The sequence below is a fragment of the Anatilimnocola floriformis genome (assembly GCF_024256385.1).
Lineage (GTDB): Bacteria > Planctomycetota > Planctomycetia > Pirellulales > Pirellulaceae > Anatilimnocola > Anatilimnocola floriformis.
This window is the reverse complement of sequence record NZ_JAMLFW010000001.1, coordinates 1314616-1334208: the sequence shown is the minus strand read 5'-3', so window position 1 is coordinate 1334208 and position 19593 is coordinate 1314616. Positions and strand designations below refer to the sequence as shown.

The following is a 19593-nucleotide window of genomic DNA, read 5'->3' as shown; positions in this document are numbered from 1 at the left end:
ACTCCCAACTCAGAACTTCCGCGCATGCGTCTTTTCCGCCAAACCTCGCCTCTTCCTGCCGATTTTCTTCGCGGCGCTGTTGCCGTGGGAAACTTCGATGGAGTGCATCGTGGCCATGCGAAGTTAATCGAGCGGTTGCTGGCCCGAGCGCGCGAAGTGGGCGGGCCAGCCGTGGTGTTGACGTTTGATCCGCATCCGGTGCGTATTCTGCGGCCCGAACTCGCGCCGCCGCCGCTGACATGGACGGAACGCAAAGCCGAATTGCTCGCTGAACTCGGTGTGACTGCCGTTTGGTCGTATCCCACCGATGAAGCGTTGCTGAAGTTATCCGCCGAGGAGTTTTTTAACCACGTTCTCCGCGATGGGTTGCAAGCGCAAGCCATCGTCGAAGGCCCAAACTTTCAATTCGGTCGCCAGCGGCAAGGAAACGTCGAGCTGCTGAAAAAACTGTGCGACACCAACGGCCTGGCCTTAGAAGTTGTCGAGCCGATCGCGACCGGCGGCGAGTTGGTTTCGAGCAGCCGCGTGCGCGAGAGCATTCAGCATGGTGATGTCGCCGCCGCGCGGCAAATGCTCACTCGGCCGTATCGGCTGCGCGGTCTCGTTACTCATGGAGCGCAGCGGGGTTCAAAAATCGGCTTTCCGACCGCAAACCTGGCCGGCATTGATACGCTCGTACCAACCATCGGTGTTTACGCAGGTCGCGCATTCACTCAGCAGGGCATCTGGCCCGCCGCGATCAACATCGGCCCCAATCCCACGTTTGGCGAAGGGGCCTTCAAGTTCGAAGCTCACTTGCCGGGCTTCAGCGGTTCGCTGTATGGCCAGCCGCTGGAAGTCGAATTTCTCGCCCGCGTGCGGGAAACGAGGCCGTTCGAGTCGGTTGCCGCCCTTACACAACAGCTGGCCGCTGATGTACAAACGGTGTTGAAATATTTCAATGAAGACGCATAGCGTAGGGTGGGTCGAATGTACTCATGAGGCCCACCAAGTTTGACTTCGTGTTGCAGTTCACGGTGGGCCTCGCGGAGTACCGCTCGACCCACCCTACGGTTAGGAAAACAACCTCTCATGTCGATCGACTGGACTCGGTTCGTTGAACTGATCAAAGCCCACAAAAAGTTCCTGCTCGTCAGCCATATCCGCCCCGATTGTGACGCGCTCGGCAGCGAGCTCGGGATGGCTGGCATTCTCACGGCGCTCGGCAAGGACGTGAAGATCGTCAATGGCATGGCCACGCCGCCGAACTTGGCCTTCATCGATCCGGACAAAAAAATCGGCGTCATCGGGCAGACCATTCAAGCCGCCGATCTAGCCGATCGCGATGCGATTCTGATTGTCGATACTAGCGCCTGGCAACAACTGGGGGCCATGGCCGATGTTATTCGCGCCCACTCGGCGAAAAAGATGGTCCTCGACCATCACGTCAGCGAGGACGACCTGGGAGCCGAAAACTTTAAGAACACCACGGCTGAAGCAGCGGGCCGGCTCGTTGTGGAAGCGGCCGATGCGCTCGGCGTGGCTCTCACGCCCGAGATCGCCACGCCGTTGTACGCCGCCATCGCCACCGACACCGGTTGGTATCGCTTCGGCTCGGCGAGTGCTTACACCTATCGCATGGCCGCCCGCTTGATCGAAGCCGGCGCGAGCCCTTCGAAGATTTACAACTCGCTCTACGAACAAGATACGCTCGGCCGCGTGCTGCTGCGGGGCATCATCCTGTCGCAGATCAAATCGGAGTTGAACGGCCGACTCGTTTACACGCACGTGCTCAAAGAAGACTTTACGAAAACCGGCGCCCTGCCGAGCGACACCGAAGACGTCATCAACATGGCGCTCGGAATCGCCGGGACTCAGTTTGCCGTGATCTTCGTCGAGCAGCAGACCGGCGGCTTCAAGCTGAGCTTCCGCAGCCGCTGCGCGGCCGATTGCAGCAAGATCGCCGAGCAGTGGGGCGGCGGCGGCCACAAGGCCGCGGCTGGCGCGTTCCTGCCTGGATCGCTCGCCGAAGTGCAACCGAAAGTTCTTGACGCTGTCCGCAAGGCTTTATAGCCTGACACTAGAGACCGATTGCGGTAAAATTCCGCCCGATCTTCCCGCCTGACCATTTCCCACCTAAAGTTTGCGTTGCCGCCACGGCCTTTCGCCGCTGCGGCATTTCGGCTTCGGAAGGAACTCCAGCCATGACCTCTCCTAGTTCCGGTTCTGAAAAAGAACCGCATCCGCCGCATTGCACGGTAATCATCGACGATCAGGCCAAACGGCGAAACGTCGTCTATGCCATCCTGGCTACAGTTATCGGCGGCCTCGTGGGCATGTTTCCCGCGCTCGCCGGCCTCGCTTTGTTTCTCGATCCAGCCATCAAGAAACGCCGTCAAGCTGCGGCCTCTGGTTCTACCACGGGTCCCGCGCTGCGGCGCGTCGCCTCGCTCGTCACGGTTCCCGCCGATGGCACGCCGGTGCAAGTGCCGGTCATCGCCGATCTCAAAGACATTTGGACCGTTGAGCCCGATCAACCAGTCGGCGCGGTATATCTCCGCAACAGCGGCAAGAAGGATGACAAAGGCCTGCCGGTCATCGAGTGCTTCAATGCCATTTGCCCGCACGCGGGTTGCTTCGTCGCTTACTCGACCGATCGCAAGTGTTATCAGTGCCCGTGTCATACGAGCGCGTTCACCACGGACGGTGCTCGCATCATGCCGTCCCCTAGCCCACGCAACATGGATCCGCTCGCCGTCGAAGTGAAGGATGGCGAAGTCTGGGTCGCGTTCGCCAATTACTATCCCGGCAAAGACCACATGGAGCGGAAAGCATGATTCGGCAAATGAGCCAATGGCTTGACCGCCGCATCGGTTACAACCAGATGTTGGCCGATGCTCTGTACGAACCAATTCCCGGCGGCGCTCGCTGGCGTTACATCACCGGCAGCATGCTGGTGTTTGCCTTCAGCGTGCAGGCGATCACCGGCATCTTTCTGTGGATGGCGTATAGCCCCAGCAGTCAGACGGCGTACGAAAGCGTCTATTACATCCAGCACGAAATGACTGGCGGCTGGCTGCTCCGCGGTCTGCATCACTTCATGGCCCAAGCCATGGTGGTGGTGATGGGCATTCACTTGCTGCAAGTGATTGTCGACGGCGCGTACCGTGCACCGCGCGAGGTGAACTACTGGCTCGGCCTGGTGCTGATGCAAATCGTGATGGGCCTCGGACTCACGGGCTATTTGTTGCCCTGGGATCAAAAGGGCTACTGGGCTACGAATGTCGCGACCAACCTGGCGACTCTGGTTCCTGTCGTCGGCAAAGATCTGCAACTGCTCGCTGTCGGCGGCAGTGAATATGGCCATCACACGTTGACGCGATTCTTCGCGATGCACACCGGCGTGCTGCCGGCGCTGCTCGTGATCTTTCTAGCCGCGCACATCGCCGTCTTTCGGAAGCACGGCATTACGACGCATCCGCGCCCGGGCGATAAGAATGAGTACTTCTGGCCGAAGCAGGTGCTCTTCGATGCTGTCGGTTGCTTAGTGCTCCTTACCATCGTGCTACTGTGCGTGATTCACTGGGATCTACCGAACGCGGCGAAAGGCACGTTGCCGCTCGCCCATCAAGGCGCCGAACTCGGCGCGCCTGCCGATCCTTCGGAACCTTACGATGCTGCCCGGCCGGAATGGTACTACTTGTTCCTGTTCCAATTGCTGAAGTACTTCCATGGCACGCAGGAAGTCATCGGCGCGCTGGTGATTCCCGGCATTGTGATGACCGTGCTCGCGCTCGCGCCGTTCATCGGCATCAGCAAGCTCGGACACAAATTCAATATCGCGTTCATTCTGTTCTTGATCGCGGGTGCGGGGGTGCTCACGGTGCTCGCGCTGCGCGAAGACGCCGGAAATGCTGATTTTCAAAAAGCACGAGTGCTCGCGGAGCACAATGCACAGCGAACGTACGATTTGATCAATCGCCGTGAATGGCAGACTAGCAATCTCAGCGACAAACGTTTCATCCAACGCTCCGGCGCTGTCGATTTGCTCCGTAATGATCCGCTCACTCAAGGGCCGCGACTGTTTAGTCAGCACTGCGCGAGCTGCCATGACTACCGAGGTCCAGCCGCCGATGCAAAACCAACTGCCGGTGAAGAAGGGCACGGCCACGAACACCAGGCCGCAGCGATTCGCTTGGCGAATCAAAAGCTGAGCCCTCTCACAAAAGAAGGTGAAACCAACGAAGTCAATCATGAGACAGGGGAAAAGAAGAAGGCGCTCAGAGTCGTCCGCGATGCCGCCGGCAAAGTCCAATATCCAACGGAGTTGCCCTACGCCGGGGCTCCCAATTTGTATGGATTTGCATCGCGTGAGTGGATCAAGGGTTTCTTGACTCCCGAGAAGCTGACCGCTGTGCGCGTCGATGAAGCCGTCCCGTCAGCGAACAAAAAAGTCGCGGCCGACGAAGAAAACCCAGACAACCACCTGAAGCCGATCATCGCCGATTATTTCGGCCATACCAATCACCGCGAAGGACGAATGGTCGATTGGCTGAAGAAGCATGCGGGTGAGTTGAACGAAAAGATTAAAGGACCGGACGGCAAAGAAACGCCGAACACCGAGATTGAGGCAATCGTCGCCGCTCTTTCCGCCCAAGCACAACTCCGCAGCCAGACCGCAGCGGATGAGAAGGACAAAGAACTGATTGGCCACGGTGTCAAGCTCGTGCAGCAATACTGCACCAACGAATGCCACCGCTTCGGCGATCACGGCCAATTGGGCCTCGCGCCGGATTTGACTCACTACGGTTCGTACGAATGGATGCTCGGCTTTGTCGCCGATCCGACGCATGAGCGGTTCTATCAAAATCAGAACGACCGCATGCCACAGTTCGCCAAGAACATTGACGAACCGCACAAGAACAGCGTCAGCATTCGCGAGTTGTCGTTGATCGTGGCTTGGTTGCGCGGCGATTATTACGATCCCGCCGACACACAGCCGCGGTTGCCGCCAACGGAAGAGTATGCCCGCCGCGTCGTTCGTGAGTCGATGCTGGGTGAAAAGAGTCGCGAGCTCACCATCGTCGGTGCTGAACGCCTCAAAGCAACGTCAGACGATCAAGCCCGACAGCTGTTCGTTGCCAATTGCTCGCAGTGCCACAGCCGCAGCGATGCCACGGGCGGCGGCATCGTCGCCAAACGGCCAACCGCGCCAAACTTGCAGGCCTTTGGTTCGCGCGAATGGCTGACCGGTTTGTTAGATCCTAAGCAGATAGCCAGCGATCGGTACTTCGGCAAAACGAAGCACAAGCAAGGCGACATGGTGAACTTCGTCCGCGACAACTTCTCCGAACTCGATGAAGAAGGCAAGAAAGCAGTCACCGACATCATCGCCACGCTGTCCGCCGAAGCGAACCTGCCGGCCCAAGCTGCCGCCGACAAGGCCGCGACCGACGATGGCTCGATCATGCGTGGCCGAACCGCATTTGCGACCAGCTTTGCCTCGTCCTCGTGCGTCGACTGCCACAAGTTCCACGACAAGGGGGACGTCGGCGCTGCTCCTGATCTCACCGGCTGGGCTTCGCAAGAATGGCTGGAGCGGTTCATCGCCGATCCGGGCCATGCCGATCTCTATGGCGACAACAACGACCGGATGCCGCGGTTCGCCAAGAGTGGACCAGGCGTCAAACCGGCGCTGCTGTCGAAGCCCGAGATCACGTTGCTCGCCAAGTGGCTACGCGGCGAGGTATTGGACTAAATCATTCGCTTCGAGGGCCACGAGCCTCGCGGTCTGACCGCTGCAGAATGCGACAATTCTGTTTTTCGCACACTTTTAGCTATTCTTTATTTGACACTCCCGCGTACACTGGGGAACACGTTAGCACCGTCGTTCCGCACCGGGAGTTGTCTGTGAGTCCGCAGTTCCAAGCTTGGGTTCTGTCCATCAGTTTGGCTTTGCTGCTCGGTTGCAGCGGGCAGCGCACGGCGCCCCCCGATGAAGTCTCGATCAAGGCCCTGACGATTCAGTACGGCCGCTTCTTCCAGACACATCAAGGCAAACCGCCAGCGAACGAAGCCGAATTCAAAGCGTTTGTGGAAAAGGTTCCGGCGGCAGAACTGGCGGCGCAAGGTTGCTCGGATCCAACCAAGCTTTGGACATCGGCCCGCGACGGCCAGCCGTATGTCGTGACGTATGGCGCGGCCAGCAATCCCTCGGGGCCGTCAGGCCCGGTCGTGATCTACGAGAAAGCTGGCGCCGGCGGTCGGCGGTTTGTCGGCACTTCGCTCGGCAATGTCGAGGAAGTCGACGACGCCCGCTTTCGCGAACTCGTCCCCAATCCGATTTCAACACCCTAACTCACTAACCTCGATCGACCTCTCCCATGAAGCGTTCAGCCTTTACTCTCGTCGAACTGCTCGTTGTGATTGCGATTATCGGCGTGTTAGTCGCGCTCTTGCTCCCTGCCGTACAGGCGGCGCGAATCCGCACGGCGAACTCAGTGCATCAATAACCTGAAGCAGGTCGGCCTCGCGGTGCACAACCACGTCGATACCTTCGGTGTGTTTCCGACCGGCGGCAACACTCCCTGGCCCGTCGTGAGCGACTATTTCTCCAACGGCGGCAGCGGCGCACCCTATGGCCCCGACAAGCAGGGCATGGGCTGGGGTTATCAAATCCTTCCCTTCCTCGAGAAGGACGCCATCTATCGAATGCGCACACAAGGCGAAATCGATAACGCGTTCGTCAAGGAATACTTTTGCCCGTCACGCCGGCCGAAGGCTTTCTACACGGGCACGCAGCGTTATCTGGGCGACTATGCTGCTTCCACGCCGCTAGTTCCCGGACTCAGCGATGTCGATTCTCTCTGGCAAAACCAAACGTCGGGCACGTGGTCGGTGCCGGGCAGCAAAGAGTGGCTGGGAGTGATCATCCGCTCAAGTTGGTTCGGCAATGCCGATCCTGGCTCAATGAAAGCGATGGGTTTTCGCGGTATCGAAGACGGTACGAGCAGCACCCTGATGATCAGCGAGAAACGACTCAAGCCCGAGAACTATCAAACGGGCGACTGGCATGACGACCGCGGCTGGAGCGATGGTTGGGACCCCGATGTGATTCGTTGCACGGGTTCGGCGCTCGGTCCCGACAAGCGGGTGTCCAACGGCGGACCAAGCGAAGTGGGTTACATGTTCGGTTCGGCGCACCCTGGCGGCGTGAACGCACTCCTGGCGGATGGCTCGGTACGGGTTGTGGTTTACACAATCGATCCCATCATGTGGGATCGCTTTGGCAATCGGGCCGACGGTAATCCACTCAATCTGCCGTAGCTTATTTAATTGCCGCGATGTGCCGCAGCAGTCGCACGTTGAGCATTTCCCAGTTGTTGCCAAAGATCTCGGTGAAATCACGCACGCGCTGCGGCTGCGAATAGTCTTCGAACGACTTCACCGCCGCCGTCTTCTGCAGGTATTGAAAATACTTCTTCGGCTCGGTCTCGCTGAGGAAAAAAGTCAGAGCCCAAGCCTCGGCATATGCGCCTTGCACATCGCCATAAAAGGCCCGATCAGACGAGACCAGTTCCGGCAGTGCGGAGCTTTTTCGCCGTGGCAAGTAACGGCGGAATGATTCGAGTTGGCCGCGATTCACGCGATCGGCCACCGCAGTGAACTGTCGCGAGTTCCACACGCCGCGGGCTTCGAACAGCGTGCCAAGCCCCTCGGCAACCCAGCGCGGCGTTTGACCGAAGCGGTTGTGCAAGCCGCCGTTGAACGCGGCTTGGTGCAGGGCTTCGTGAATGATCGTCTCGGCGTTGGTCGTCCAATCGACATTGCTTCGCCCTGCGGTAATGTCGTACATGGCGATGCGATTGGTGGCCGGCGAATAATAACCCAGCATGCCCGCCGACGCGTGGTTGCCTTCGGTCGTGGCATAGCGGGCGAAATCGTTCTGCGTAGCGAAGACGATTGCCACCAGCGGAAAGCGAGGTTCCGGCGTCTTCAGGCCGCGGGCGGCAAAATAATGCGAGAACGATCGCTGCAGCGCTTCGAAGCGCGGCGCCCACACATCCTGCTGACCGGCAGGGTGTACCACGAGAAACTTGCCACCGCCGGAAACTTCAAAGCGGCTGCCAAATTCTCGCAGCAATTGGCCACGCATCTCCGCCGCGGTGAAGCTGCGAAATTTTCCTTCCGCCGCCGCGTAGTCATTGGCTTGATCGGGCGCGAACTCAAGCAATCGGCCGCTGCGAGTGAGAAAGAATACTTGCTTCGCGTTGTAGCGCAACGGAGTTCCTTCGAACTCCAAGCCATCGATCGACAACCGGAACAACGGTTCCTGCGCAGCAGCGCCGCAGACAAAAGTGAGCAGCAAGATAAAGGTTAGTGCGCGCATCGGTTCCTCTTTAGAAACCTAGCTTGCACTCAGGAAAGCGATCGGTGCAATCATGCGGTTTGTGACGATTGCAGGCCGGCGGCAGCTTACAAATACATCCCCAAAAACCCGCCCTGCTCATCGCTCTGAGCCTGCAACTTGGCGATCCGATCTTTCGCTTTCTGCAGATCGCCTGCTTCGATGTAGCGATCAAACTCGACGAGGACGGCTGGCTTGACGCATTGCTCAAACCATTTCACGACCGGAGCCGTGAGCCAATCGCAGGTCTCGCGGATGAGTTCGATCTGCAGATCGGCTTGCGCGGCCCGCTCGTCTTTGGCGTCCGTCAGCAGCGTTCCCAACCAACGAAACTCGATCGTGCCGAGGTTTTCGCGATTGGTCAGGTGAAACTTGCACTCGGCGTTGTACAGGTAATACGAGTTGTGCGAGCCGTGTTTATCGATGGCTTGCTTGATAAGTTCGCACCGCCGCTGATAGACGGGCGAGGCATCGATCGGAATATCGAGCCGCGTAATCGTCCGCAGCGGCAGGCAATCAAACGAAATTTCCACCCAACGGTTCATCGACGGCATCCTTGGCGACTCGTAACTTAGCTTCCACGATTATTTCCGCCCGCTCGCACTTCCGCGAGAGGGTTAGCCGATCCATCGCAGCGGATCGGCCTCCGCCTTGCTCGGCCAGATCGTCAAATTTGGAAACGGTTTGCTCAATACTTCGGCCAGGCGTTCACAGGCAAAACGTTCACTGGCAAAGTGACCTGGCAGGAGCAAATTCATGCTGGTCGCCTCCGCTTCGAGACAAGTATGAAACTGCGTCTCACCAGTAACGAGCGTATCGCAACCGGCCCGCGCGGCATCGGCCAAAAAACTCCCCGCGCTGCCGCAAGCAACGGCGATGGTTTGCACGCGCGCGTCATCGGCGCCAACGGCATGCAGACCTTGGATCTTCAAAAAACTCCGCAACTTTGCGGCTAGCTCGCGCAACGGAATCGCTGCCGGCAACTTGCCATAACGGCCCGATCCCAAACCAGCGGGATCGTTCTTGGCCGCGACTAGCGGTTGGATTTGCTGCAGCCCCAACCCTTCGGCGAGCTGCTGATTGATGCCCGCCGCCGCGGAGTCGAAGGCCGTGTGCGGGCTGTAGATCGCCACGCCCGCGCGGACCAATTGCCATAACAGGCGAGTGGGTGTTTGTTCGGTCGTCAGGCGTTTGAGCGCATGAAAGGGGAGGGGATGATGAGTCACAATCAGCTCAGCCCGCTCACGAATCGCTTCGGCAGCGCTGGCCGGAGTGATCGTGAGGCAGGTCATGATTTTTGTGACCGGCTGCTGCGGATCGCCAGCGAGCAGACCGACGTTATCCCACTCCGCCGCGAGTCGCCGCGGCGCGAAGGTTTCCAGAAAATCACTAATGTCGGCGATCGTGGTCATTAGCACCTGCACGTCTTCTTCTTTTTTCCAAGCGTTCCCCGGGCGTGCATTTTAGCGATGTATTCGGGCGCGAACGGCACTTGGCAAGAAGTATCGCCCATGTCGACCTCGACGACGCCAATCTCCTTCGCCACTTTTTGCGCCGTTGCGGTTAGCGGCCGCAGGTAACTACCACAGGCGATGACGAAGTTATTCATCGCGCTACGCACGCGGTTTGGCTGCCGATGGATGGTTTTCTGCACCCGCTCGAGCAACGTTTGCAATGCATCGAAATCGAGTTCTTCATCGGCCTTCACGGCGACGAGGTTGCTGAGTGTGGTCCAGCCGCATGCCGCGGTCTTCTCGTCCTTTTTATCGATCCACTTCTGCGCCAGTTCCCAGCCATGTGGACCATCCGCGGCGACCCACGGCACGGTGAATTCGCTGAGCATCGACCACGACGCTGCATCGAGCCACTTTTGCAGATCGGTTTTCGTCATCTGCGATTCATCAGCAATCAGACCCGCGAGATACATCGCATCGGAAATGCCGGTGGCGTACAACTCATTCGCCAGCTCGTAGTTCTTCTTGATCCGCTTTTGGATCGGCTTCATGTCCGAAATGCGAGTGCCGAAGAACGGTTCCTGCGCGCCGTGCTTCAGCAGGACACTCTTTATCTTTGGATCGCCGAGTTTGCGCAGCTCTTCGACGATCGCAGCAGCCGATTCTTCTTTGGCTGGCTTCGCCGATTTGGGTGCGGCTTTCTTCTTCATGGCGCCGTGCTCGTTTCCGGCTTGGCTACGAGAAAGTAAACCACCACGCCCGCGAGAATCAGCAGACTGCCGGCAGCGGTTTGCGGCAGGTAATCGAGGAGCAAACTGACTAGCGCCGCAGCGAAGACCAGCAAGTAGAACGCCGGCGTGATCGGATAGCCCCACGTTTTGTACGGACGCGGGCGATCTGGCATCTTGCGCCGCAAGACAAAGACCGCGCCAACCGCCATCGCGTAAAAAATCTGCCCGCCGAAGATCACGAACGCGGTGAGTGCATCGAACGCTTCGGCTGGGCCTTTGTTCTTAGGAATGAAGGCAGCTTTAAACCAGTTCGTTAGGCTGAATGTCGGCGGTTCTGTGGGCGCTGCCTCGTCGACAGCAGTAGTGACAACGGGTTCAGCCGGAGTCGCTGACGGCGCGGTCCACGCATAAGCGCCGATGATGAGCACCAAGGACCAGGCCATTTGCGCGAGGACTGCATTCGCCGGCGTTTGAAAGCGAGGATGCACTTTTCGAATCGCGGCAGGGAAGAGCTTGTCGCGGGCCATCGCAAAATAGATTCGCGGTCCCGCGAGCAGATTGGAATTGAGCGCCCCGAAGGCTGAGATCATCACGCACGCCGAAGCGAGCCAGCGGCCGCCCGTGCCGAGCAGTTGAAACGAGACTTCTGACGCAACCTTCGTGTCCTTCGCCGCGACGGCGGACATCGGCAGCACGAGGTGATAACAGGCGTTCGCTCCGAGGTAAACGATGATCACGATCATTACGCCGACAGTGAGCGCGATCGGGACGTTCTTTTGCGGCTCGCGAACTTCTTCCGCCACCGGGCCGATGTTGATCCAGCCGTCGTACGGCCAGAAGACGAGGATCATCGCCACGCCCATCGCCCGCCAGAAGTTCAGCGACACATTCGCGGGCATGATCGGCTCGAGGTTTTTCACATCGGCTTTCAGCAGCACAAACGGCGCGACGATCAGGAAGATCAGAAAAGCTACCTTCACGACGCTGGTCACGTTTTGCACCCAGGCAGCCCAGCGCGTGCCGATGACATTGATGATCGAGACGATGAAGGTCAGCAGCAGCGCGCACATCGCTTGCATGCCGTGCGACAACGGCACGTGGACTGCGAGCCAATCAGGCAGATAGTCGCTGAGCTTCAGCGAATTCAGCAGTTCATCGCCATAGAGGACCGTCGCACACGCCAGCGCGCCGAGCGAGCCGGTGCGAATGATCCAGAACTCCGTCCAGCCCCAAAGGAACGCCGGCAAGCGACCATAGGCTTCGCGCAGATAAACATAAGGGCCGCCGGCTTGCGGCAGCATGGCGGCGAGTTCCGCTAGCGCCAACGCGCCGCAAAGAGTAACCAGGCCGACGATAATCCAGATCGCCATGATCGGCCCAAAGCTGCCGAGCTGAGCAGCGACGGGCTGGGCCTTGAGAAAAATACCGCTGCCGATGATCGAACCGATGACCACCGTAATGGCATCGAACCGCCCGAGGACGCGGGGCAGGGTTTGCACATCGGGATCGAGAAGGGGCTGCTGGGCGGGCTTCGTCATGGTCTTCTCTGGTGATGGCCTGTTGTCGGCCGGTGGAACCAGAGGCAGCATATCGCAAACGGCTGCGGCAAGCGACTGCGCAAAATTAGTCGTCGCGGACGTGCTTGCGGAACTGCACCTGCTGCACACCTTCCACTTGGTTTAGCTTCGTCACCAGCGTTGCCGGCGAGACATCAGGCCGCATCTGCAAACGATATTCGACGTCGACGGCGGCGCCTTGCTTGGCTGTTTCGACGCTCGTCATTTCCCGCTTCGTGGTCACTTCGGCGATGACCGGTTCGAGCGAAGTTTCGGGGTTGCGACCGAGGCCGAGGCGAATGTGCAGCACGGCGACTCCCGTCGTCACATTCACGGATGGGAAGTAGCGAAAGATGGTCGCAGCGACTGACACGCCCAGCCAGCACATGGCAGCGACAATCGGTTGCCCAGCGCCCACGGCCATGCCAACGGCCACAGCAAAGATGACGTAGGCCACATCCTGCGTGTCCTGCATCACCGTGCGAAAGCGGACGATGGAAAGCGCGCCAACGAGTCCGAACGCACGGGCTGCATTATCGCCGATCACTTGCGTGACCATGGCGATAAGAATGGTCATCAGCACTAGCGTGCCGGGAAACGTCGTGCCCGTGAGCGAATTGCGCCGGCCCCAGGCATACGCCACGGCCACCAACCAGCCGGCGAGAAAGGCGAGAACGAGTCGCGCGAGGATCGAATCCCACGGGAGGAGATTCTTCGACTCTTCGGCGAATAATGCGTGGTGCAGCCAGGTTCCCATGGAGCAATGATTTCCAATCCAGACGTTTTAGAAATCAGGCCACGGCCCGGGAATCGCCATCTTCTGACGACGCTTCTTCCTGTCCGCCCGGCACCACCCAGGTTTGCATGCAAGTGCGAAACTTGCTGACCTTGAGAGGCTCCAGCGCGAAGTCGCTCATGATTCCCTTGAAGAGCGAGGGAAGTGACGTGGGATACTTCAACTCGAGAATGCACAGGCCGCTGAGCCGTTGCAGGCCCTCTAGCGAACCACGGGGCACGTCCCAGGTATTCACATCCAGATCGCGCAGGCCACAACCGCCAATGGCGCGGTCGAGCGTCATGCGAATCGGCCCTTCGGGCGTGAGGCCGACGCGGGCAAAGCGTTCGTAAGTGACCGAGCAGACGGGCTGCAGTTGGCGCAATGCCACGCGGCGGCGGAACCAATGTCCCGACCAGTGCTCCGGCGGCGCCGATTGATAGACGCAGGCCAGCTCACTTTCGCTGATCGCGGTGCGGCGTTTTTTCACGCGGCCGCGGACCTTGGCTTTACGTTCGAGCCAGATGGTGTCTTCGTTGCCATAACGGCGCAGACGATACTTCCGCGTGCGGAGCGCTCCGGCCCGCCCAAAAACGCCGAGGGCGGGTGTATCGAGGTACACGCTGTGTACGGGATAGAGCTCGCGCTCGTCGCACGCAGCAACTGGGTCGCGCGACATGTGGACACGAGCCCAGTCCTTTACGAGTTCGGCCGTGGCCTCACCCAGCAGGAATTTGATCTCGTATTGTCCAAACCGATGGTCAGCCCGGCGAACGGGCGTCGGCATCGAGTTTGCCGCTGCATCGCGCTGTGCATCCTTGCCGCCATGGCGGTCTTCACTCCGCGCTGGCTCCGCGTTCCCGTGCATTGTCACCTCGGTGGGCTTTCTTCTGGCTGCTAAGGGGGTGCGTCTTTTCGTCGCGAACTCTGATCAACCTAGTGTAATTGGTCGCAACCTCTGATTCTGTTTCATCGGAACACATTTCTGCAAGCTTTTTTGCTGTCATTGCGGCAGAATCTGTTCGCTCCCTTACCATTCGATGCAAGCTGCGTCGAAGACAGGTCCCTCAACGCAGGTACGGCGATAGTCACTCGTGCCATCTTCTTCCTTGATCCGGGCCACGCAGGTAAAGCAGATTCCCACGCCGCAGGCCATCGGTGTTTCTAATGAAACCTGACAGGGAACCTGATGTTCCGCGGCGATGTGGGCCACGGCTTCCATCATCGGTTCGGGGCCGCAACAAACGATCCGCGGCGTGCCGGAATTTTCTTTCAGCACGTCACGTAACAAATCCGTCACAAAGCCCTTCCTGCCGTGGCTGCCGTCATCGGTCGCCAGGCGGACATCCACTCCCAAGCCGACAAAATCGTCAACACCGGCAAAATAGTCCTTCGTCCGCGCTCCGTAGCAAAAGGTGACGCGATTGGCCCGCGGCACCGCCCGCTGCGCGAGACCGTACCGAGTTTTGCCCAAGTACTCTTTGGCCAATGCGAGAAATGGCGTTTGTCCGATGCCGCCAGCGACCATGATGAGATGATCGGTGGGCGTGGGAAGAAAGCCATTGCCGAGCGGGCCCCAAACTTCCAACGTTTGCCCCGGCAGAAAATTGCACAGCCGCGAAGTCAGCTTGCCTTTGACGAGATAAACGACATCGACGTCGCGCGGCTGACCATCGGTGCCGGCGGTCACGTCGTACACGGCCAGCGGTCGACCGAGGAGCGGATCGTTGTATCCGGCGAGTCGCAGCATGACGAACTGGCCCGGCGTGACGCGGCGCGCAAGCTCTGGAAAGCGAAACCGAACCCGCCAGGTATCTCGCGCGAGTTCGACATTCTCGATGATCTCTGCCGCTGCAGAAACCGCCTGGTCGGCGAGATACGGTGCGTGCGCCGAACTCATTATTAACCGCGGCCTTTCTTCTTAATCCGTTTGCCGAAGATGGTCTTCGCGCCGCGGCCGCCACCACCGCCACCTTCGAACTTCTTACCTTTGCCAAAACTCTTGCCCGGATATTTACCCCGTGCGCCACGATCTTCCTGCGGACGATTCGGCACGAGCTTGCCGGGACGACGAGGCTTGCCGGTTTGCGAATCGCGTGGATCACGTTCGTCACGGCCTCGTTCATCGCGACCGCGGCCACGGCCTTCACCGCCGCGACCTTCGGCACTGCGACGTTCTTCGGCGCGGCGGTTGCCAGCTTCGATTCGCTCCTCGTGCGTCATGCGATGCTTTTGGCCACGGCGGAACGATTGGCCGACTCCAGTTTGCTCTTCACCGCGACGGCGATGGCTGGTGCGTGGTTCGGCGCGGAGAGGGCGATCGCCCTTGGCAGCAGGTGCTCTGCCTGCAGGCCCGCGACCGGCAGGGGCCCGGCTGGCGGGAGCTCGACCAGCGGGTGACTTCGGGCCTTGGGGCTTCGAAGCGGGTGGCTTGAATGACGAGCGCTGCTCGCGCACTTTGCGCGACTGCAGCGGCGGTGGACCTTCTTCATCGAAATCGAGCACATCGCCGCGCGGAGCCGGACCAGAACGAGGCGGCCGGCCGTCGTCCTTGATCTCTTCGCGGATGTAAGTCTGCTCGATCAGATCTTCATCGTCATCGCCGAAGTCGTCATCATCGAGGTCATCGTCTTCCCCCAGATCCTCTTCCTCCAGGTCGCCGTCTTCGTCTTCGCCGTTGAGCAGTTCTTCGAAGTCATCTTCCATGTCCTCGAAGTCTTCGCCGGCCAGAACTCGATCGGCAATTTCTTTCGCCGTCAAAGGTTTCGGCTTAGTTGGGTCAGCTGCGATCTTCGCAGGAGTCGCTCCACTCTTTGCGGGAGCTGCGGCGTTCTTCGCCGGAGCCACCTTTTTTGGCCGTGCTACGCGGACTTCCTCGGCAGCTTCTTCTTGCGGAGCAGCTTCGGCTTCACGCGGCGGTGGCTTCTTTTTGTCCTTGCGCTTCTTGCGAGTGATGGCCAGCAGACCATCGATCTCGCCTTGAGTCAGCTTCCGCCATTCGCCTTCTTCCAATGCGCCGAGCTTGAGATCGCCGACGGCGATACGTTTCAGGCGGATGACCTTGTGGCCAACCTTGGCGAGAACGCGACGGATTTCGCGGTTACGGCCTTCATCGAGCACGATCAGCAAATCGGCGCTTTGTTTGTGTCGGCTTTTAACCGTGACCGATTCAACCTTGCAAAAACCTTCGGCCAGGTGCACGCCGCGGCGGAGCTTGGCAAGTTCCTCGGGACCAGGCCGACCAGCGACGCGCACGATGTAGGTCTTCTCGACACCGTAGCGAGGATGCGTGATGTGGTTCGAAAAATTGCCGTCGTTGGTGAGCAGGATCAAACCTTCGCTCGCGCGATCGAGGCGGCCCACGGCGAAGACCCGCTCGTTATCGGGAACCAGATCGATCACCCGCGTCCGGCCCGAGGGGTCGAAGTTTGTGCAGACGACGTCCATCGGCTTATTGAGCGCGTAATAGACGCGCTTCGGCTGCTTGAGCGCTTCGCCATCGACACGAATTTCTTGGGCGACCGGATCGACCCGAGTGCCGAGCTCGGTGACCACTTTGCGGTCGACCTCGACGCGACCTTCGCGGATCAATTCTTCGCAGTCACGGCGGCTAGCGACTCCTGCCGCTGCCAGCACTTTCTGCAGGCGTTCGCTCCCCGACTCTCCACGACCGGCGTCGGACTGTTGCCCCGCGCGTGATGAACCAGATGACTTGGAGGATTTGTGGCGACGCTGGCGTGTCATGACAGTACTACTTCTCGCTGCGATTACGCAGGTTCTCACTGCGAATACGCAGATTTATCGCTGCGAATGTGCAGGAATAACGGCTGCGGAAGCGCAGACGGCAAACTACTAGTTTACTTAACGACAGAGCTAGCGGTCAGGGGGTTTGCGGTTTGCTGGCGTGGCTTTCAGCAGTTCGGTTTCAGAAATGTAAAGCACCCTGCTAAGCCCTGCGGGCGGATTTCAATTGCCACAAGCCGGGTCGCTGGTTGTACCGATGAATCGTGTGCTGCCGATCGTTCCGTCGCAGTACTAGATGCTGCGAATATGCAGTCCCGCCGGCTCGGCTTGCCATTGCACCGCCTCACTGCAAACGGCAACCGCCCACCTTGTTCGTCGCCTTACCAGGATGGACGCCCATGCCCGTCTCGCGCCGTCGTTTTCTGTTGGGTTCTGCCGCAGCCATTGCCGCGGGAAGTCTTGCCGGGAGCCAGGTGCTGGCCGAACCGCGCGTCCCCGTCGGCACCGAACTGCCGAAGCAGTCGACGCAAGGCGTCGTGGTTCCTGGCAGCGGCCAGCGCGTGCCGAACACCGGCGATGATTTCGAAGACGCCGAGTGGATCTATTGGCCGCAACATCCCAAGAGCAGCTACAACATCGACGAACAAATCCGCGCTCCCGGCGGCATGAGCAAGAACGGCAAATGGGTCGAGGCAGCCAAGCGCGGCACGCCCGACGTCGTCAAGCGCGTTCCCACTCCGCCGGGCGGCATCCCGGGAAGCAAAGGCGCGCTGATGATGCAAACGCTCTACAGCGGCGTACCAGGCCGCCTGAGCAACGCCGATCAGCAAGACGACCTGCTGCAAGACGTGAAAGGGCGATTCGGCAGCGATATCCCCGTGTCGTGGACGCCGAACTGCACCGTGCGAGTCTGGGTGCCGCCAGCCGACAAATGGGAAATGCGCTACGACTACAGCTTCGGCTTTCGCGCGGGCTTGATGGGCCAAACGCCGAAAGGGAAGAGCGATGAATTCTGGCCGGGCATCTTTCTCGAACAGCAGTTCGATTTGAAGAATGGCGAGAAGCACTCCTTCGTCCGTGCTCGCATCCGCGGCGACGAATGGGGCCGCGACCTTCCCGGCCCAGCGTACGAATGCGAAAGCTGGATCACAATGGGCATGAGCTTCACGCCCGATGGCCGCTGCCACTTCTTTTGCAAGGGAGGCGTCGAAGACCTCACCATCAAAGATCACTTCGGCAGCTGGTACAGCTACAACTGGCGAGCCCACACCTTCCTGGCTTACTTCTTCAACATCATGAACCGCGACGACGGCCGCTCGCTCTCGTCGCCATGGATCATCGATGACCCTGCGCTCTACGCCGCCACCGCGCCGCTGCAACGTAGTGCAACTCGACCGGGCTTGGGTGCGAAGTAACAGTTTCAAAAAGGCGTTATGCAATAACGCTGCCCTCACTCCCTCGCCCCGGTACTCCGGGGAGAGGGCCGGGGTGAGGGGCCGAAGCTCAATCAAACCCGACTTCGAATCGCCCGAACTCAACGCCGAACCGCCGTTCCCCCCGAGTTACTACGCGCATCGTTTCTTACTCCTTTGACCTCGCCTGCTTCAACCCGCGATCCTTCGGCAACGCCGTGAGGCTATCGAGCCGGGCGAGGCCGATCCACGGATCTTTAGGGTCATAGTTGAAAATCTGCGAATAAACGAAGTCGTTCAGCAGCATTAACTGCGTCGGCTGAGGTCCACCAACTGCAAACTGCTTGTAGTCGTCGTCAAAGACCGAAGCATTCGGATCGCGAATGGGATTCATGTGTCGCAGCGCCGCGTAACGGCCGCAGTACTCGTTGTAGATCGTGTCAGCCTGCAAAGCAGGTTGTATGCAAGCGAGCAACGTGTGCATCGCCCGTTCGTCCCCTCCCTTGCTGAACGCGTAATCTAAATCGGCCGTGGGTTGAGAATTGCCGGTGGGACGCGTTCTTTCCCGACCGTAGCGCTCGGCTACTATGGCTTCTCGCTTCACCAAGGTTCGGCTCGCCTTGCTCAACTCAGAGTACTCTGGATGAAACGAGGCCACCGCTTCCCAGAAACTGGGCGGTGGTGGCGGCACGTACCCGATGCTCTCGGGCGGTGCGTCGGCTTTACTAATTTCTCGCAACACCTCCTGATACTTGACGAGGTCTGCCTTCCAAGCCGTCTGCAAGTCTTCTATTTGTTGCAGTTGATACTTCGTAATCTCCGCTTTCGCATCTTTAGACCGCATCGACCTTTGAGCGGACGCTTCCGCTTTGAGCAAACGCGTAACGAAGGGGATGGGGCCATACAAACCTGGAAAGACATCAACGACCTCGCCAGTCGGGAGCACCACATAGTGGACGCTGTTGCCCGTGATCGTCCGCTCGACTTTTCTGCCGTCGCCAAGATCGATCGTGATCTTCGGCACGGGACGCACAGAAGTCCAAGTGAGAACAAATCGGTCATGCAGTAGTTGGCGGACCTTGTCGTCGGGGTAGAGCAAGATGCGAAAGTAACGGCTGTTTGCGCAGCTGAGTTCCTCGTCGAGCTTGCCGAGCAGCCGCAGCGCGAGGATGGGCTTTCCTTGCTCCTTCGCAACACGATTCGCTTCTGCTTCGTCGGTGTACCAATACAATCCCGATTCGTGCGCGTAGCGAGCAGCGGCTACGGCGTCGATCGTGTCATCGATCGCAGTCCTGTCCTGATTGGTTGCAGCTAACTTCTCCCGCTCCTGCATCAACCGATCAACTGCCGCCGGCCCTTCCTTTCGCCACGCCTTGATTTGCTCCGCCGAAGGTTTCTGCGGAATCGATTCTTCAGCGACGAGGGGCACTGAAACGGCCAGAAAAACGAATCCTGCCATTCCCCATGCAAGACGCATATCAGCCTCCTTGATGTCGCCGCGTTTCCACTGGGCGATATCCTAAATCCGCGGACTG

General features: G+C 59.4%; 16 protein-coding genes and 1 pseudogene. 7 read left to right on the top strand and 10 right to left on the bottom strand.

Translation table 11 applies throughout. The features are described from left to right. Window positions 1–24: 24 nt before the first annotated feature. The 6 genes and pseudogenes from M9Q49_RS05530 to M9Q49_RS05505 all read left to right on the top strand — a co-directional run bounded on the left by M9Q49_RS05530 (window position 25) and on the right by M9Q49_RS05505 (window position 7305). Complete coding sequence (locus tag M9Q49_RS05530; protein ID WP_254507707.1) at window positions 25–954, top strand: bifunctional riboflavin kinase/FAD synthetase; 930 nt, start codon at window positions 25–27, stop codon at window positions 952–954. A gap of 117 nt (window positions 955–1071) precedes the next feature. Further along, the gene (locus tag M9Q49_RS05525) at window positions 1072–2052 is read left to right on the top strand and encodes a DHH family phosphoesterase (RefSeq protein ID WP_254507706.1); all 981 of its coding nucleotides are present in this window, start codon (window positions 1072–1074) and stop codon (window positions 2050–2052) included. A gap of 131 nt (window positions 2053–2183) precedes the next feature. Then, complete coding sequence (locus M9Q49_RS05520; protein WP_254507705.1) at window positions 2184–2816, top strand: QcrA and Rieske domain-containing protein; 633 nt, start codon at window positions 2184–2186, stop codon at window positions 2814–2816. After that, window positions 2813–5737, top strand: coding sequence for a cytochrome b N-terminal domain-containing protein (locus tag M9Q49_RS05515; protein ID WP_254507704.1), 2925 nt, complete (start codon window positions 2813–2815; stop codon window positions 5735–5737). The genes M9Q49_RS05520 and M9Q49_RS05515 overlap by 4 nt, the downstream gene beginning before the upstream one ends. A gap of 152 nt (window positions 5738–5889) precedes the next feature. After that, window positions 5890–6336 carry a hypothetical protein gene (locus M9Q49_RS05510; RefSeq protein ID WP_254507703.1) on the top strand — a complete coding sequence of 149 codons (447 nt, stop codon included), beginning with the start codon at window positions 5890–5892 and terminating at the stop codon, window positions 6334–6336. Window positions 6337–6362: 26 nt separating this feature from the next. Continuing rightward, window positions 6363–7305: pseudogene (locus M9Q49_RS05505) on the top strand (DUF1559 family PulG-like putative transporter). Between the two features lies 1 nt (window position 7306). Here M9Q49_RS05505 and M9Q49_RS05500 read toward each other — a convergent pair. The 9 genes from M9Q49_RS05500 to M9Q49_RS05460 all read right to left on the bottom strand — a co-directional run bounded on the left by M9Q49_RS05500 (window position 7307) and on the right by M9Q49_RS05460 (window position 16646). Further along, window positions 7307–8368, bottom strand: coding sequence for a DUF1570 domain-containing protein (locus tag M9Q49_RS05500; protein WP_254507702.1), 1062 nt, complete (start codon window positions 8366–8368; stop codon window positions 7307–7309). An 86-nt stretch (window positions 8369–8454) separates the two neighbouring features. Beyond that, the gene (locus tag M9Q49_RS05495) at window positions 8455–8931 is read right to left on the bottom strand and encodes a hypothetical protein (protein ID WP_254507701.1); all 477 of its coding nucleotides are present in this window, start codon (window positions 8929–8931) and stop codon (window positions 8455–8457) included. 72 nt (window positions 8932–9003) lie between these two features. Beyond that, on the bottom strand, window positions 9004–9798 hold the full coding sequence (locus M9Q49_RS05490) for a Nif3-like dinuclear metal center hexameric protein (RefSeq protein WP_254507700.1): 795 nt from the start codon (window positions 9796–9798) through the stop codon (window positions 9004–9006). Then, complete coding sequence (locus tag M9Q49_RS05485; RefSeq protein ID WP_254507699.1) at window positions 9798–10550, bottom strand: DNA alkylation repair protein; 753 nt, start codon at window positions 10548–10550, stop codon at window positions 9798–9800. The genes M9Q49_RS05490 and M9Q49_RS05485 overlap by 1 nt, the downstream gene beginning before the upstream one ends. Continuing rightward, the gene (locus tag M9Q49_RS05480) at window positions 10547–12109 is read right to left on the bottom strand and encodes an APC family permease (protein WP_254507698.1); all 1563 of its coding nucleotides are present in this window, start codon (window positions 12107–12109) and stop codon (window positions 10547–10549) included. Before M9Q49_RS05480 ends, M9Q49_RS05485 begins: the two co-directional genes overlap by 4 nt. Before the next feature lie 85 nt (window positions 12110–12194). Beyond that, window positions 12195–12884 (bottom strand): DUF4956 domain-containing protein, encoded by a 690-nt coding sequence (locus M9Q49_RS05475; protein WP_254507697.1) that lies wholly within the window; start codon window positions 12882–12884, stop codon window positions 12195–12197. A 34-nt stretch (window positions 12885–12918) separates the two neighbouring features. Continuing rightward, window positions 12919–13770 (bottom strand): polyphosphate polymerase domain-containing protein, encoded by an 852-nt coding sequence (locus M9Q49_RS05470; RefSeq protein ID WP_254507696.1) that lies wholly within the window; start codon window positions 13768–13770, stop codon window positions 12919–12921. A 162-nt stretch (window positions 13771–13932) separates the two neighbouring features. Then, window positions 13933–14802, bottom strand: coding sequence for a dihydroorotate dehydrogenase electron transfer subunit (locus M9Q49_RS05465; protein ID WP_254507695.1), 870 nt, complete (start codon window positions 14800–14802; stop codon window positions 13933–13935). Between the two features lie 2 nt (window positions 14803–14804). Beyond that, the gene (locus M9Q49_RS05460; protein ID WP_254507694.1) at window positions 14805–16646 is read right to left on the bottom strand and encodes a pseudouridine synthase; all 1842 of its coding nucleotides are present in this window, start codon (window positions 16644–16646) and stop codon (window positions 14805–14807) included. Between the two features lie 398 nt (window positions 16647–17044). Here M9Q49_RS05460 and M9Q49_RS05455 point away from each other — a divergent pair, with 398 nt between their 5' ends. Further along, complete coding sequence (locus M9Q49_RS05455; protein WP_254507693.1) at window positions 17045–18061, top strand: hypothetical protein; 1017 nt, start codon at window positions 17045–17047, stop codon at window positions 18059–18061. Between the two features lie 166 nt (window positions 18062–18227). On the opposite strand, the gene M9Q49_RS05450 is transcribed toward M9Q49_RS05455, so the two are convergent. Further along, a complete protein-coding gene (locus M9Q49_RS05450; protein WP_254507692.1) occupies window positions 18228–19535 on the bottom strand; it encodes a hypothetical protein in 1308 nt (435 codons plus the stop codon). Window positions 19536–19593: the final 58 nt, after the last annotated feature.